This is a genomic window from Winslowiella arboricola, from assembly GCF_025527015.1.
GTDB classification, from domain to species: domain Bacteria; phylum Pseudomonadota; class Gammaproteobacteria; order Enterobacterales; family Enterobacteriaceae; genus Erwinia; species Erwinia arboricola.
On record NZ_JAODIM010000041.1, the window covers coordinates 431203 to 445935 of the forward strand.

Genomic DNA, 14733 nt, shown 5'->3' on the forward strand with positions numbered 1-14733 from the left:
GATTTTTATTGTCAGCAGCTGGAACGCAGTTCTCCAGCCATTTGGCTTAACGCAGAGCAAATTGCAGTGATTACCGCTTAGTACCAGCAATTAAATTAAAATAGTTAATTAATGGAAAAATATAATCATCACCTGATGGTATTAATATATTTTAGGAAACACTCTGCCAGCTCCTGGCAATAATCAATACTCACCGCACAGCGCGCAAGGCTATGTCAGCACAATCACCCGAGCAGCAAATTCAGACTCTGAAAAAACATAATGCCCGCTTAAAGCGCATCGCCCATGACGCGCGTAATAAGCTCAGTGCGGCGCTGGACGGCACCGGCCTGTGCCTGTGGCAGCTGGATGTGCCGAGCGGCAAACTGGTGATTTTTAATCGCCGCTGGGGCTCAATGCTTGGCTATCAGCCAAAAGAGCTCAGTGCGCATTTTGACGTCTGGCGTGAACATCTGCACCCGGATGATAAAGCGTTTGTGCTGGCGGCGTTTTATGGTCATCTGCAGGGAAAAACGCCCTTCTATGAAGCCCTGCACCGCATGCAGGCGAAGAATGGCACTATAACCTGGGTGCTGGATCGCGGACGCGTCAGCGAATGGGACGCCGCCGGCAGGCCGATAAAAGTCACCGGCACCCATATCGATATGACTAAAGAAAAAGATTACGAACAGCAGCTGGCGGACCTCGCGCATCACGATCCACTTACCGGACTGGCAAATCGCCATGCATTACAGCAGCAGTTTCAGCGACTGAAAAACCAGGGCGATCTCTGCGTGGCCTTTATCGACCTCGATAACTTTAAACACGTTAACGATACCCTGGGACACCGCAGTGGCGACGAAGTGCTTATCCAGCTTAGCCAGCGCCTGCAACAGCAGTGTCCGGCCGGGGTGGTGACAGGCCGACTGGGCGGTGATGAGTTTATTCTGCTGTTGCCGTTTGCACTAAACCATCCGCAGATCCGCGTGATTGCGCAAAACTGCCTGCAAGCGGCGATCGCCCCGTTTGAACTGGCTAACGGCCTCGGGCAAATTGGCGCTTCGATTGGTATTGACCAGGTGCTGGTCAGCGATAATTTTGACAGTGCCGCCCTGCGCGCGGATCAGGCGATGTATTCAATTAAACACGCCGGTAAAAATGGCGTGGCGCTGGGAATCTGATCCGCAGCACCCCTCATCCGGTTAAATCTCCCCCTGCCAGAGTGCTACACTCAGAGACGAAAATTGACCCTCCGCTATCTCTTATTCTTAGCAAAGGCAGACCATTACTATGTCGGAAAAACACTATCAGCCACCGAAAGTCTGGACATGGAATCAACAGGACGGCGGCAACTGGTCCAAAATCAATCGCCCGATTGCCGGTCCGACCCATGAAGCCACGCTGCCGGAAGGTGAGCACCCACTGCAGCTCTATTCGCTCGGCACACCTAATGGTCAGAAAGTTACCATTCTGCTGGAAGAGCTGCTGGCGCTGAATGTCAGCGGCGCAGAGTATGATGCGCACCTGATCCGCATCGGCGAAGGTGACCAGTTCTCCAGTGGTTTTGTCGCGGTCAACCCCAACTCTAAAATCCCGGCGCTGCTCGATAAGTCTGGCACCACACCGGTACGCGTATTTGAATCTGGCGCGATCCTGCTGCATCTGGCGGAGAAGTTTGGTCATTTCCTGCCTAAAGAGGCGGCGGCGCGCACCGAAGCACTGAACTGGCTGTTCTGGTTGCAGGGTTCAGCGCCTTATCTCGGCGGCGGTTTTGGGCATTTCTACAGTTATGCGCCCGAAAAGTTCGAATATGCGATTAACCGCTTTACCATGGAAGCCAAACGTCAGCTTGATGTACTGGATCGCCAGCTGGCGGAACATCGCTATATCGCCGGTAATGACTACTCGATTGCGGATATCGCCATCTGGCCGTGGTATGGCAATCTGATGCTGGGTGGTTTGTATGGCGACGCGGCCGAATTCCTTGACGCCAGCTCGTACACACACCTGCAACGCTGGGCGCAGGAGATCGCTAAACGTCCGGCGGTACAGCGTGGGCGTATCGTCAACCGTACCTGGGGAGAACCCGCCGAACAGCTGCATGAGCGTCATGATGCCTCTGATTTCGAGCTGCGTACGGAAGATAAGCGCCAGCAGTAAATGTTTTACCGGAGTCAGGCCCCCGCCTGGCTTCGGTAGCAGGAAATTCGCTTGCAATTATGTAGCGCCCTACCTATATTTTGAATAATGACAAACACGCAAAATAATTCAAAAGTGGCTGATCTGCCGCTGTTGCTTGATGAACAGCTCTGTTTCGCCCTTTACTCCGCCAATCTGGCGCTGCATAAACTCTACCGGCAACTGCTGGCAGAGCTGGATCTGACCTATCCGCAATACCTCGTAATGATGGTGCTGTGGGAAAAGGATGACGTTACGGTTTCCGAAATTGGCGAGCGCCTGTTTCTTGATTCCGCCACTCTGACCCCGTTACTGAAACGCCTTGAAGCCGCCGGTCTGCTGCATCGCCAGCGTTCGCGTCAGGATGAACGTCAGGTTATCGTGACATTAAGTGAGCAGGGTCGTCAGCTGCGTCAGAAAGCAGTCTCAATTCCTGAATCCGTCAGTTGCGCCGCGGCCTGCGATGCCGGAGCCTTGCAGGGGCTAAAGCAGCAGCTGGAAATATTGCGCGATAACCTTAACGGTTAAGCCGCGTGATAAAAATGACAAAGGGCCGGTCAATATTAACCGGCCCTTCGCTTTTTTCCCGGTGCTGGTACAACAGAAATTAAGACTCAGGCATTGCGGAAGAGTGATGGGTGGAAATCAACCACTTTTCACCATTCCACGCATAAGTAAAGGTATAACGGGCTGATACAGTTGTATTATCTTTAAAGCTAAATGTATAAGTCCCGGCATCGATGGCTTTATTACAGCCAATACGAATAGTACGACTATCAATTTTTCCCACTGGTTTTTTTTCTAAAAAATGCCCGAAGTATTCTTTACGCTCTGCATCGGTCAGACGCACAGTGTTCGATACCGTTGGCAGCAACACCGCGTCAGACAGATAGTTTTCCGATACTTTCTGCGGGTCGCCGGACTTCAGCGACTCATTCCAGCGGTCAAACAATCCTTCGATTTGCTGCTTGTCGGCTTTCTCACATTTAACATCATTCGCTAAGGCTGATGCGGACAGTGATGCGCTCAGAAGAAAAAGAGCAATATGGTTTTTCATTAAACACTTCCTTGATTAATTAAAGCAAGTGTATTAAATATTCGCCAATTGATTTGCGCAATTAAATTTACCCATACTTATAATTTTAGAATAAAAGAATACAAAAAAATCTTTCACCCCCACTTAATAAATTATATCTGACTGATTTTTATAGGCACATATTATGCGTATAAATAATTATCGTGATAATTAAATGCCTGCTTTTAAATTCAGTAACCGATGACGTTGATAATTGCATTGCTATAAACATATTTTCTTTAAATACATTGATCGCTAATTCTACCAGGTATCGCAGTGGGTAGTAGCAATATCATCAGTGCAGCCCTCCACCACCAACAGCCGACGCAGATCACATTTCACAACATTATGGTGATTATGCTCACGTTACCCTGTGCATTTGCCTGAAAAATGACCCGAATTTACTCCGCTTTCACCAGGGCGATAACAGAAAGTTAACGATACAGTGTATAAATGAAACGGCGTTTTATAATTTACACGCGCCGGATAGTTTAACCAAATCCGGGGGCGATTCACCTGCAAACTTTGCCATTGCCCCGGCAACGATATCTCTAACCCACCCTCTGACGGCAGGAATTATTGTGAAAATACGCTCCGTTGATGTCACCATCTTTAATTACCCTACACGCCGCGCCGCCGACAGTGCTGGCCATTCCCATCCCGGTGAAGAGAGCCTGGCGGCGATGGCGATGCTGACCATCACCACTGATGAAGGTGATTGTGGTTACGCTTTTGCACCACCAGAAGTGGTGCGCCCGCATGTCGTTAACGCCTTCTTCAGAAAAGTGCTGATTGGCCAGAACCCCTTTGACCGTGAACGTTTATGGCAGGATCTGGTGCACTGGCAGCGTGGCAGCGCCCATCAACTGACCGAACGCGCGCTCTCCTTTGTCGAACAGGCGCTGTGGGATCTGATTGGCCGCAAACTAAAGATGCCGGTGCATAAACTGCTCGGCGGTTTTCGCGAGAAGGTTCCGGCCTATGGCAGCACCATGTGTGGTGATGAGCTGCCAGGCGGACTGTCGACGCCGGACGAATTCGGCCAGTTTGCCGAAAAACTGGTAGCGCGCGGTTATCAGGCGATCAAACTGCATACCTGGATGCCGCCGGTGGCCTTTGCACCGGACCCTAAAATGGATATCAAAGCCTGCGCCGCCGTGCGCGAAGCGGTAGGGCCGGATATTGAACTGATGCTTGATGGCTATCACTGGTACAGCCGCAGCCAGGCGCTGACTATTGGTAAGGCACTGGAAAAACTTAACTTCGCCTGGTTTGAAGAGCCGATGGAAGAGGAGAGTATGGCCTCCTATGCCTGGCTGGCGGAAAACCTGTCGATTGACGTGATTGGCCCGGAAAGTCTTGGCGGCAAACACCACAGCCGCGCCGACTGGGTAAAAGCTGGCGCCTGCGACATTCTGCGCGCTGGCGCCAACGGCGTGGGAGGCATCTCCCCCTGTATGAAAGTCGCCAGCCTGGCGGAAGCGTTCGGCATGGACTGCGAAGTGCATGGCAACGGCGCGGCCAGCCTGGCGGTGGTTGGCGCCATTCGTAACTGTCGCTGGTACGAACGCGGCCTGCTGCATCCGTTCCTTGATTACGACCAGCCACCTGCTTATCTCAACAGCCTTGTTGATCCGATGGATGAACAGGGATTCGTCCAGCTGTCGAACCGCCCCGGCCTGGGGGAGGACATTAATTTTGACTATATAGAGACCCATACTGTCAGCCGCGACTGATCTACGGGCAGAAAAATAATAATTCCCCAAACCACCTGAAATCGCAGGGTTTGTAGGGGCGGCGTTATCGCCGCCCGTCCACAGCTGCAACGTCAAGTACGAAGGGGAAATAAACCTCTGACTCTACCCGGAAGGTAAAAATATGAACACTGGCACCCTACGAGGGGCTTGCCTGTGCCTGCTGCTGATATTTGGCGGCGGTATGGCGCAGGCGAAAACTCCACCTGACCAGCTGATCGTCGGCATGAATATGAATAACCTGCTGACGCTTGATCCGGCAGCGATGACCGGCAATGAAGTGGTCGGCATTGTGGTGAATCTGTATGACTCACTGGTCGAACTGGATCCCGATCAGCTGACCAATGTGCGTCCGGCGCTGGCCACCAGCTGGCAGGTGAATAGCGACGATAACCTGCTGACCTTTCAATTACGTAAGGGGGTCACCTTCCACTCCGGCAATCCGCTGACCGCTGACGATGTGGTCTGGTCGATGCGCCGGATTCTGCATCTCAATCTGGCGCAGGCTTCAGTGTGGAAGTCTTACGGCTTCACCAGACAGAATGTCGACCAGATGGTGCGCGCCCCTGACCGCTGGACAGTGGAAATTGCGCTGCCGAAAGCCAACGATCCGAAGCTGGTGATCTATTCACTGGCGGCGCTTGGCAGCGGTTCAGTGCTCGACAGCAAAACCGTGCAGTCCCATGCGCGTAACGGCGACTGGGGCAATCACTGGCTGACCACCAATGAAGCGGGTTCCGGGGCGTTTCGCCTCGATACCTGGCAGGCGAAAGATGTGCTGCGGATCAGTCGTAACCCCGACTACTGGCGCGGCCCGGCAAAACTCAGCCGCGTGGTATTCCGCCATTTCCAGGAGTCGCAAACCCTGCGCCTGATGATTGAAAAAGGCGATCTGGACATTGCCAGCAGCATGGCGGTTTCCGATATCAACGCGCTACGCCATGACCCAAACCTGACCATCGATGCAGTGAAAAAAGGCACCATCTATTATGTGGCGATGAGCATGAAGGAGGCGCATTTCGCCAATGCCAAAGTACGCGAAGCGGTACGCTACCTGATTGATTATCAGGGAATTAATAAGGCGCTAATGCCGGGATATGGCATTCTGCATCAGCGGCCGATTCAGTCCGGCATGCCTGCCACCCTGCCGAACCCCGGCTATAAGCTGGATATTCCGCGCGCCAAAACGTTACTGGCGGAAGCCGGTTATCCCGATGGCTTTGATACCACCCTGCGGGTGCTGGCCGATCAGCCGTTCCTCAATATCGCGATTGCCGTGCAGTCAACGCTGTTGCAGGGTGGGATCCGCGCCAAAATCATTACCGGCACCGGCAACCAGATTTACGGCGCAATGCGTGAGCGGCGCTTCGATATGCTGGTGGGGCGTGGCGGCAGTGGCGTGGAACCGCATCCGCACTCCAGCCTGCGTTCGCTGGTCTACAACCCGAACAACAGCGATGCCGCGCGTCTGACCAACTTCCAGGGCTGGCGCACCAGTTTCTTTGATCCGCAGCTCAACAGCGAGATCGATCAGGCGCTGCTGGAGCGCGACCCGGGCAAACAGCAGCAGGACTATTACGCCATTCAGCAGCGCTACGACCAGCTGATCCCGGCGCTAATCCCGCTGTCACAAATGGTGGATTCGGTGGTGGTGCGTAATAACGTTCAGCACTATCAGCCGCACCCTTCCGCCACCACCTTCTTGCGTGATGTGTCTAAATCCGCGTCAGTCACTGAGGGGAACGCACCATGACAACACAATGGTTGTTAGCGGACAGCCCTGTCCGTCGGGCAGGCCGCCGCGCGATGCAGGTCGCCATCACCCTGTTTGGTCTGCTGCTGTTAACCTTTTTTATTGGCCGCGTCATGCCGATCGATCCGGTACTGGCGATCGTTGGCCCGGACGCCGACCACAGCACCTATCAACAGGTTTACCAGCAGCTGGGCTTTGATAAGCCACTGTGGGCGCAGTTTGGCATCTATCTCAGCACCCTGCTGCATGGCGATTTAGGCAATGCGCTGCTGACCGGCAAACCGGTGGTCGACGATATTCTGCGCGTCTTTCCCGCCACCCTCGAACTGGCGACGCTGGCGATTATTATCGGCACCGGGCTGGGCATTCCGTTAGGCGTACTGGCTGCTGCACGCCGCAACAGCGTGGCCGACTACGTGGTACGTATTATCAGCCTCGCCGGTTACTCCACGCCGATTTTCTGGGTGGGGATGATGGGTCTGCTGCTGTTTTACGCTCTGCTCGGCTGGGTTGGCGGCGCCGGTCGCGTCGAGCTGAGTCTCGACGGTCAGGTGGTGCGCCATACCGGTCTGCTGCTGGTGGATTCACTGCTGGAGGGCAACTGGGCGGTATTCCGTAGTGCGCTCAACCATCTGATTCTGCCCGCTTCGCTACTGGGCTTTCACTCGATGGCATATATCAGCCGTATGACGCGCAGTTTTATGCTGGCCCAGCTGTCGCAGGAATTTATTATCACCGCGCGGGTGAAGGGACTGACCGAGTGGCAGGTGATCTGGCAGCACGCCTTCCGCAATATCCTCGTGCAGCTGCTGACGGTGGTGGCGCTGGCCTATGGCTCGCTGCTGGAAGGGGCGGTGTTAATCGAAACCGTCTTCTCCTGGCCGGGCTTCGGCTCCTATCTGACCGGCAGCCTGCTGCTGGGCGATATGAATGCGGTAATGGGCTGCGTACTGGTAGTCGGCGTCATCTTTGTGATGCTGAATCTGCTCTCTGACCTGCTGTATCAGGTCTTCGACCCGAGGACTAAAGCATGACTATCTCCCTCGATTCTCCCACCACCAGCAGCGGCCGTGAGCGGCTGGCCAGCCTCGGTCGTCGTGCTGGCCGGGTTGGTCATTTTCTGCTGCGCATGGCGCGCAATCCGCTGACCGCGATTGGCGGCAGCATTGTACTGATACTGATGATTGTTGCGCTATTTGCGCCCTGGATCGCCCCTTTCCACCCGCTGGTGCAGGATCTGAATAACGCGCTGACGCCGCCGAATGCGGTGTACTGGTTTGGCACCGATGAGTTTGGCCGCGATATCTTCAGTCGTCTGGTGTATGGCGCGCGCATCACGCTGTATATCGTGCTGCTGGTTTCCGTCACCGTTGGCCCGCTCGGGCTGCTGCTGGGCGTCACCGCCGGTTACTTTGGCGGCAAGGTGGATATGCTGCTGATGCGGATCACCGATATTTTTATCTCCTTCCCCAGCCTGGTGCTGGCGCTGGCGTTTGTCGCCGCGCTCGGCCCCGGCCTTGAGCATGTAGTGATTGCCATCACGCTTACCGCCTGGCCGCCAATTGCGCGTCTGGCGCGGGCGGAAACCCTGTCGTTGCGTCAGGCGGACTTTATCTCGGCGGTACGGTTGCAGGGCGCGTCGTCACTGCGGGTGCTGTGGCGACATATTGTGCCGCTGTGCATGCCGTCGGTGATTATCCGCATCACCATGAATATGGCAGGCATCATTCTGACCGCCGCCGGTCTGGGTTTTCTTGGACTCGGCGCACAGCCACCGGACCCGGAATGGGGCGCAATGATCTCCAGCGGTCGCACCTACATGATGGAGTGCTGGTGGGTAGTCACCATTCCGGGGCTGGCGATTCTGATCAACAGTCTGGCATTTAACTTCTTAGGAGATGGCCTGCGTGACATCCTCGATCCCCGTAATGAATAACGCCCCGGCGTTACTCGACGTGCGCGACCTGCACGTCAGCTTTATCAACGGACGGCTGGAAACCCCGGCGGTGCGCGGCGTCTCCTTTCAGCTCGGTAAAGAGAAACTGGCGATTGTCGGCGAATCTGGATCCGGTAAATCCACCGTCGGACGCGCGCTGTTGCAGCTGCATCCGGCGAAAGCCCGCATCCGCGCCGAGCGTATGCAGTTCGGTGAGATCGATCTGCTGCATGCTTCCGCCGCCCGGATGCGCCAGATCCGCGGCAAACGCATTTCGATGATCATGCAGGATCCGAAGTATTCGCTCAATCCGGTGATCTGCGTAGGCGATCAGATCGCCGAAGCCTGGCGATCGCATCATCCCTGCTCGCGCGCCGATGCCAAACGCAAGGTGATCGAAATGCTGGATGTGGTGCGTATCCGCCAGCCGGAGCGGGTCTACAACCTCTATCCCCATGAGATCTCCGGCGGTCAGGGGCAGCGCATTATGATCGCGATGATGCTGATTACCGATCCTGAACTGGTGATCGCCGACGAACCCACTTCCGCGCTGGATGTTTCGGTGCGGCTACAGGTGCTGGCGCTGCTGGATGATCTGGTGCAGTCACGCGGTCTCGGGCTGATTTTTATCAGTCACGATATCAATCTGGTGCGCAGCTTCTGCGACCGGGTACTGGTGATGTACGCCGGGCGGGTGGTGGAGTCGATTGCCGCCGCCGATCTCGATAACGCCCAACATCCTTACACCCAGGGGTTGCTGAGCGCGCTGCCGGATATGCAACATCGTCGCCCGCGCCTTCCCGTCCTCCAGCGTCAGTCCAGCTGGCTAACCGATTAAGGATCTCCTGTGCAAACTTCAACGATGATCGATGTCCGCCAGCTTAATCTGACGTTTAATAGCGGGAAAAATGCCAGCCAGGTGCTGTTTGACGTTAACTTTGCCGTGCAGCAGGGCGAAATTTTTGGTCTGGTCGGTGAATCCGGATCCGGCAAAACCACGGTGCTGAAGTGCCTCGCCGGGCTGTTTACCCACTGGCAGGGAGAGCTGGCAATAAACGGCCTGCCGCTGGAACACAGCATCGGCCACGACCGTTGCCGTCTGGTGCAGATGGTGTTTCAGGATCCTTATGGTTCACTGCATCCACGGCATACCATTGCCGATATTCTGGAAGAGCCGCTGCAAATCCACGGTATCGGCCAGCGCGACCAGCGGGTGAACAGCATGCTGGAAAAGGTCGGGCTTAATCGCGCGTTTCGCACCCGCTATCCGCACCAGCTCTCCGGCGGCCAGCGCCAGCGCGTGGCGATTGCACGCGCGTTAATTCTGCAACCGCAGGTACTGCTGCTGGATGAGCCGACCTCGGCGCTGGATGTCTCGGTGCAGGCGGAAATCCTCAACCTGCTGAGCGACCTGCAAAAAGAGGAGGGATTGACCTATCTGATGGTGACCCATGATCTCGGCGTGATCGCCCACCTTTGCCATCGTGTGGCGGTAATGCAGTTCGGGCAGATTCTGGAGACCCTGGATACCGACACCTTGCTTAGCGGCGGCGCTGACGTCGAATATACCCGCATGTTGCTGGAAGCCAGCCGCCACTACAGTCGTGAAATGGCGGCACGGGCAGCCGGGTAGCGCAATGTTTACTCAGGCTTACGATAAATATCAAAGCTGAAGTATTTCTTCGCCAGCTTATCGTAAGTGCCGTTTTTGTGCAGTTCCGCCAGCGCGCTGTTGATCATCTGGCGGTGCTGCTCATCGTCTTTACGCAGGCCGATACCAACGCCTTCACCAAACCATTTATCATCATAGAGCGCCTTGCCACTGATGGCGAAATCCTGCCCCTGTGGCGATTTCAGGAAGCCGGTAGCCGCTGACGCCGCGTTAGTAAAAGTGGCATCGACGCGACCTGAGGCCAGGTCAGGATAGATCTCTTCCTGATTTGGATAGGAAACCACCTGAATGCCTTTTGGCGCCCACAAACTCTGGGCATAGGATTCCTGCGTGGTGCCCTGCGCCACACCGATCACCTTGCCTTGCAGGGTGGCAATATCCGGGCTTAATCCGCTGTTTTTGCGGGTAATCAGCGCGCTTGGCGTGATATACAGCCGGTCGCTAAACGCCACCTGCTCACGGCGTTTATCCGTCATCGACATTGCCGACAGAATGGCGTCAAATTTGCGCGCTTTTAACGCCGGAATAATGCCGTCATAGCCGGTCTGCACCCAGACGCATTTCACCTGTAACTGCTGACAAATCGCGTTGCCCATATCGATATCAAAACCCTGCAACGATCCGTCGGCAGCTTTCGACTCAAACGGCGGAAAAGTCGGATCGACACCAAAACGCAGTTGCGTTTCAGCGGAAGCAGCGAGGCTGACGGTGCTCAGCGCCAGCAAAACAGTGAGCGCGATTTTCTTCATAAACTCTATCCCCGGAAAATAAGCCAAACAGCAAACGATTATTTATTCAAATTAATAACATAGTTGCTTATTTTTGTGCAGCGCTCAATCAGCAAAAATGCCCCTTCTGCCGCTGCCGTATTTTTAAGCAGCCAAACGATTGCGCTTAAATGCGATATTTTTGTGATAATGATCACAAAACACCTGAATCATAATGAAACAAACTTTGACAAATGTGAGCAATATCTATTTTCTATTCCTCTGTTGCAGGCACGATGCGCGGGCACTCGTTCAGGCGTTGGATCTGTTTTGTGACGACAGAAATCACCCTCCTGCCATGCAGGGGCGACATAACAAGACCATCAATGTTGCAAAACCGAATGGTCATTAAGCATGTGGTAATGAAATGAAAATAAAAATGTTGATGGCGGCAGGCGCACTGATGACGATGTCATACAGTGTCTCTTCAATGGCAGAGAGCAACAGCCCGGAGTATGTCTCCGACTGGTGGCATCAGAGCGTTAACGTGGTGGGCAGCTACCATACCCGCTTCGGACCACAGCTGAATAACAACACCTATCTTGAATATGAAGCCTTTGCCCATAAAGACTGGTTCGACTTTTACGGTTACCTTGATGTGCCGAAATTCTTTGGTGGCAACAGCAACCAGACCGGCATCTGGGACAAGGGCTCACCGCTGTTTATGGAAATCGAGCCACGCTTCTCGATTGATAAGCTGACCAATACCGATCTGAGTTTTGGTCCGTTTAAAGAGTGGTATTTCGCTAACAACTATATCTACGATATGGGCCGTAACAGCGACAACCGCCAGAACACCTGGTATATGGGCCTGGGCACTGATATTGAGACCGGCACCAAACTGGCGCTGTCCGCGAATATCTATGCAAAATACCAGTGGGAAAACTACGGCGCCGCCAATGAAGATAGCTGGGACGGCTACCGTTTTAAAATCAAATATTTCCTGCCGATCACCCAGCTGTGGGGCGGTAATCTGAGCTATGTTAGTTTCACCAACTTCGACTTCGGTTCCGAGCTGCGTGATAAAGCAGGCGCATCACGTAGCAACGACTCCATCGCATCCAGTCATATTCTGTCTCTGGGCTACGATCACTGGCACTACTCCGTTGTGGCGCGCTACTTCCATAACGGCGGACAGTGGGAAGATGGCACCGAGCTGAACTTTGGTAACGGACCATTTGAAGTGAAATCGACCGGCTGGGGCTACTACCTGGTGGCAGGTTATAACTTCTGATTCTGCCGCCATACGGGAGCCGATAACGGCTCCCGTACACAGGCCGTCATCTTATGTTATCGGCTTCTCAACATTCACCATCCATGGAATACCGAATTTATCGGTCAGCATGCCAAAACCTTTGGCCCAGAACGTCTCCTGCCATGGCATCGTAACATTGCCGCCAGCCGCCAGATTATCAAACCAGCTTTTGCCTTCGTCGACATCCTCGCCCGCCAGGCTGATAGCATAACCAGCATGCTGTCGATCGCCACTGGCCATATCGCCATCACTGAGCATAATTTCACTGTCACCCACTTTCAGCTGGGCGTGCATGATTTTATCCGGCGGAAACTGATACGCGGAGGCACAGCCCTCTTGCTGCTGTTGCTCTTCCGGCATTTCGCCAAAGGTCATTTTAAAGCGTAATTCAGCGCCAAATGCCTGCTGATAAAAGGCGATCGCCTCTTCACAGCGGCCAGCAAAAAACAGATACGGATTCACTTGCATAGCTGACTCCTTAACAATGGGCTATCACTCAGCGCAAAGTGTAGTCAGCTTCGTCGGGGCAAAATGGGCGTCACGCCGCACAATGGGCCAATAACCGGCCCGTGCGCTGATTTATGCCGATTGCGCAATCTCTGGCGTCAGTATCCACTCGGCACTGTCATTCCACACATCCATATGGGTAATTTTGCCCGCACGCACTTCGTAGCGATCCAGATAGCGATTGCCGGCAAAGCTGCGCCCGTCGGGCCACTCGCCATACAGCGTGCCGTTGGCATATACCACCACGCAGTCACCGCGATCCATCCAGTCAAACTGGCCTAACGCTTTTTTCACCCACTTATAGCGCCCGCCGTTAAAGGCGGTAATCGCCTGCGGATCGGCCATCACACGCTTGCCGGTAAAGGTGATTTTCACCTCTGACGTCATAAACGTCGCGGCCAGCACCGGGTCCGGTGCCATAGATGCGGCGAGAAATTCGCGCACGATTTGTACTGCAGGATGCTCAGCGTTCATCACGCACCTCGTTAGATTATTGCCGACTAAATTGCCCCTTTTCGGCGCAGTAAGCACCAAAATAGCGCACAACGCCCCGCTTTCCTCAGGGTTCAAAGTGAGTAAAAAAGCGGCTCGCCACAGAAATAACAAACTGGCACCGTAATTGCTAGAAATAAAATCAAAATAGCTAGCAATTCAAGAGGCGTGAAAATGAACAGAGTAAAATCTCCAGGTAAATGGTTTAGCGCAGCAGCGGTAACCTTCTGTGCTGCACTCTCTTTTAACGCATTCGCCGCAGAAGACCCGATCAAAGTCGGCCTGGTGGCGGCGCTGTCCGGGCAATCCGCGAAGTCAGGAGAAGCACTGACGCGCGGGCTGACCATCGCGATCAACGAAATCAACGCCGCCGGTGGCGTAAAAGGGCGTCCGCTGCAGCTGGTACGCCGTGATGACGAAAGTAACCCCGGCAAAGGGATGCTGGCGGCGCGCGAACTGATCCAGCGTGAGAAAGTGGCGGTGCTGTTTGGCGGACTGGACACGCCGGTGTCGCTGGCGATTGTGCCGCTGACCAACCAGCTGAAAACGCCGTTTATGGGCATCTGGGCCGCAGGTACCGGCATCACCCATAACGGCGCCAAAGAGAACTACGCGTTCCGTGTTTCGGCAGTGGATGAGCTGGTGGATGAAGCGCTGGTCAACTATGGCATCAGCAAAGTCGGGATGAAAAAGCCGGGCATGATTCTGGTAAACAATCCGTGGGGCGAATCCAATGAGAAAGGTTTCCGCGCCGCGCTGGAGAAACGCCAGATGGCGGTTGCCGGATCCGAACGGATTGAAGACAGCGACGTTGACCTGGTGCCACAGCTCACCCGCCTGAAAAACGCCGGCACAGATGCGCTGCTGATGGTCGGCAACGTTGGCCCTTCAGCACAGGTGGTGAAATCACTGCATAAAATGGGCTGGCAGGTGCCGGTGGTTTCCCACTGGGGTCCGGCGGGGGGTCGCTTTAGCGAGCTGGCTGGTCCGGGCGCCGATCGGGTGACCTTTATCCAGACCTTTCTGTTTACCGACCATAACTCGGCAAAAGGCGATGCGGTGCTGACAGCACTGAAAAAGCAGTATCCGCAGATCAAAACCCTGGCCGATGTCACCCCCGCGGTCGGTATCGCTAACGCGTATGACGCGATGCACCTTGCCGCGCTGGCGATGGAGAAAGCGGGCAGCCTCGACGGCAACGCCATTCGTGACGGTTTTTATCAGATCGGCAGCTATAACGGCCTGATAAAACACTATCAGCACCCCTTCACGCCACAGCAGCATGACGCGCTGGGGCCAGATGATTACGTCTTCGCCCATTTTGTTGGTGAGCAGATCGTGCCGGTGAACCCTTAATCCGCCCCC

Annotated in this window: 15 protein-coding genes; 11 read left to right on the forward strand and 4 right to left on the reverse strand. The window is 54.6% G+C overall.

Annotated elements, in window-relative coordinates; genetic code table 11:
• The first annotated feature begins 212 nt into the window (after positions 1-212).
• The 3 genes from N5923_RS13775 (at position 213) to N5923_RS13785 (ending at position 2685) form a co-directional block, all read left to right on the forward strand.
• Complete coding sequence (locus tag N5923_RS13775) at positions 213-1160, forward strand: GGDEF domain-containing protein (protein ID WP_267141514.1); 948 nt, start codon at positions 213-215, stop codon at positions 1158-1160.
• Positions 1161-1269: 109 nt separating this feature from the next.
• Entirely contained in the window at positions 1270-2139 is an 870-nt protein-coding gene (gene yghU / locus N5923_RS13780) for a glutathione-dependent disulfide-bond oxidoreductase (RefSeq protein ID WP_267141513.1), read from the forward strand.
• Between the two features lie 87 nt (positions 2140-2226).
• The gene (locus N5923_RS13785) at positions 2227-2685 is read left to right on the forward strand and encodes a MarR family winged helix-turn-helix transcriptional regulator (RefSeq protein WP_267141512.1); all 459 of its coding nucleotides are present in this window, start codon (positions 2227-2229) and stop codon (positions 2683-2685) included.
• A gap of 79 nt (positions 2686-2764) precedes the next feature.
• Here the strand turns inward: N5923_RS13785 and N5923_RS13790 are convergent, their stop codons facing one another.
• Positions 2765-3214: an SgcJ/EcaC family oxidoreductase gene (locus N5923_RS13790; RefSeq protein ID WP_267141511.1), complete on the reverse strand. Its 450-nt coding sequence runs from the start codon at positions 3212-3214 to the stop codon at positions 2765-2767.
• 599 nt (positions 3215-3813) lie between these two features.
• Here N5923_RS13790 and N5923_RS13795 point away from each other — a divergent pair.
• The 6 genes from N5923_RS13795 (at position 3814) to N5923_RS13820 (ending at position 10308) form a co-directional block, all read left to right on the forward strand.
• A complete protein-coding gene (locus tag N5923_RS13795; RefSeq protein WP_267141510.1) occupies positions 3814-4968 on the forward strand; it encodes a mandelate racemase family protein in 1155 nt (384 codons plus the stop codon).
• A gap of 142 nt (positions 4969-5110) precedes the next feature.
• Positions 5111-6739, forward strand: a complete 1629-nt coding sequence (locus N5923_RS13800) for an ABC transporter substrate-binding protein (protein WP_267141509.1) — start codon at positions 5111-5113, stop codon at positions 6737-6739.
• On the forward strand, positions 6736-7773 hold the full coding sequence (locus tag N5923_RS13805; protein ID WP_267141508.1) for an ABC transporter permease: 1038 nt from the start codon (positions 6736-6738) through the stop codon (positions 7771-7773). The genes N5923_RS13800 and N5923_RS13805 overlap by 4 nt, the downstream gene beginning before the upstream one ends.
• Complete coding sequence (locus N5923_RS13810; protein ID WP_267141507.1) at positions 7770-8675, forward strand: ABC transporter permease; 906 nt, start codon at positions 7770-7772, stop codon at positions 8673-8675. Before N5923_RS13805 ends, N5923_RS13810 begins: the two co-directional genes overlap by 4 nt.
• Positions 8647-9513: an ABC transporter ATP-binding protein gene (locus N5923_RS13815; RefSeq protein WP_267141506.1), complete on the forward strand. Its 867-nt coding sequence runs from the start codon at positions 8647-8649 to the stop codon at positions 9511-9513. Before N5923_RS13810 ends, N5923_RS13815 begins: the two co-directional genes overlap by 29 nt.
• A gap of 24 nt (positions 9514-9537) precedes the next feature.
• On the forward strand, positions 9538-10308 hold the full coding sequence (locus tag N5923_RS13820; protein ID WP_267141563.1) for an ABC transporter ATP-binding protein: 771 nt from the start codon (positions 9538-9540) through the stop codon (positions 10306-10308).
• An 8-nt stretch (positions 10309-10316) separates the two neighbouring features.
• Here the strand turns inward: N5923_RS13820 and N5923_RS13825 are convergent, their stop codons facing one another.
• Positions 10317-11096, reverse strand: coding sequence for an ABC transporter substrate-binding protein (locus N5923_RS13825; protein ID WP_267141505.1), 780 nt, complete (start codon positions 11094-11096; stop codon positions 10317-10319).
• Between the two features lie 385 nt (positions 11097-11481).
• On the opposite strand from N5923_RS13825, the gene N5923_RS13830 reads away from it, so the two are divergent.
• Positions 11482-12348 (forward strand): nucleoside-specific channel-forming protein Tsx, encoded by an 867-nt coding sequence (locus N5923_RS13830; protein ID WP_267141504.1) that lies wholly within the window; start codon positions 11482-11484, stop codon positions 12346-12348.
• 51 nt (positions 12349-12399) lie between these two features.
• Here N5923_RS13830 and yjdN read toward each other — a convergent pair whose 3' ends face one another.
• A complete protein-coding gene (gene yjdN / locus N5923_RS13835; protein WP_267141503.1) occupies positions 12400-12837 on the reverse strand; it encodes a VOC family metalloprotein YjdN in 438 nt (145 codons plus the stop codon).
• A 111-nt stretch (positions 12838-12948) separates the two neighbouring features.
• A complete protein-coding gene (locus N5923_RS13840; protein ID WP_267141502.1) occupies positions 12949-13350 on the reverse strand; it encodes a nuclear transport factor 2-like protein in 402 nt (133 codons plus the stop codon).
• A gap of 192 nt (positions 13351-13542) precedes the next feature.
• On the opposite strand from N5923_RS13840, the gene N5923_RS13845 reads away from it, so the two are divergent.
• A complete protein-coding gene (locus N5923_RS13845) occupies positions 13543-14724 on the forward strand; it encodes an ABC transporter substrate-binding protein (protein ID WP_267141501.1) in 1182 nt (393 codons plus the stop codon).
• Positions 14725-14733 lie beyond the last annotated feature (9 nt).

What these genes read in the sequence shown, in the direction of transcription:
- N5923_RS13790 (WP_267141511.1), bottom strand. Translation starts at nt 3,214, where the DNA reads ATGAAAAACCATATTGCTCTTTTTCTTCTGAGCGCATCACTGTCCGCA.
- yghU (WP_267141513.1), top strand. Translation starts at nt 1,270, where the DNA reads ATGTCGGAAAAACACTATCAGCCACCGAAAGTCTGGACATGGAATCAA.
- N5923_RS13805 (WP_267141508.1), top strand. Translation starts at nt 6,736, where the DNA reads ATGACAACACAATGGTTGTTAGCGGACAGCCCTGTCCGTCGGGCAGGC.
- N5923_RS13785 (WP_267141512.1), top strand. Translation starts at nt 2,227, where the DNA reads ATGACAAACACGCAAAATAATTCAAAAGTGGCTGATCTGCCGCTGTTG.
- N5923_RS13800 (WP_267141509.1), top strand. Translation starts at nt 5,111, where the DNA reads ATGAACACTGGCACCCTACGAGGGGCTTGCCTGTGCCTGCTGCTGATA.
- N5923_RS13845 (WP_267141501.1), top strand. Translation starts at nt 13,543, where the DNA reads ATGAACAGAGTAAAATCTCCAGGTAAATGGTTTAGCGCAGCAGCGGTA.
- yjdN (WP_267141503.1), bottom strand. Translation starts at nt 12,837, where the DNA reads ATGCAAGTGAATCCGTATCTGTTTTTTGCTGGCCGCTGTGAAGAGGCG.
- N5923_RS13840 (WP_267141502.1), bottom strand. Translation starts at nt 13,350, where the DNA reads ATGAACGCTGAGCATCCTGCAGTACAAATCGTGCGCGAATTTCTCGCC.
- N5923_RS13775 (WP_267141514.1), top strand. Translation starts at nt 213, where the DNA reads ATGTCAGCACAATCACCCGAGCAGCAAATTCAGACTCTGAAAAAACAT.
- N5923_RS13825 (WP_267141505.1), bottom strand. Translation starts at nt 11,096, where the DNA reads ATGAAGAAAATCGCGCTCACTGTTTTGCTGGCGCTGAGCACCGTCAGC.
- N5923_RS13820 (WP_267141563.1), top strand. Translation starts at nt 9,538, where the DNA reads ATGATCGATGTCCGCCAGCTTAATCTGACGTTTAATAGCGGGAAAAAT.
- N5923_RS13810 (WP_267141507.1), top strand. Translation starts at nt 7,770, where the DNA reads ATGACTATCTCCCTCGATTCTCCCACCACCAGCAGCGGCCGTGAGCGG.
- N5923_RS13830 (WP_267141504.1), top strand. Translation starts at nt 11,482, where the DNA reads ATGAAAATAAAAATGTTGATGGCGGCAGGCGCACTGATGACGATGTCA.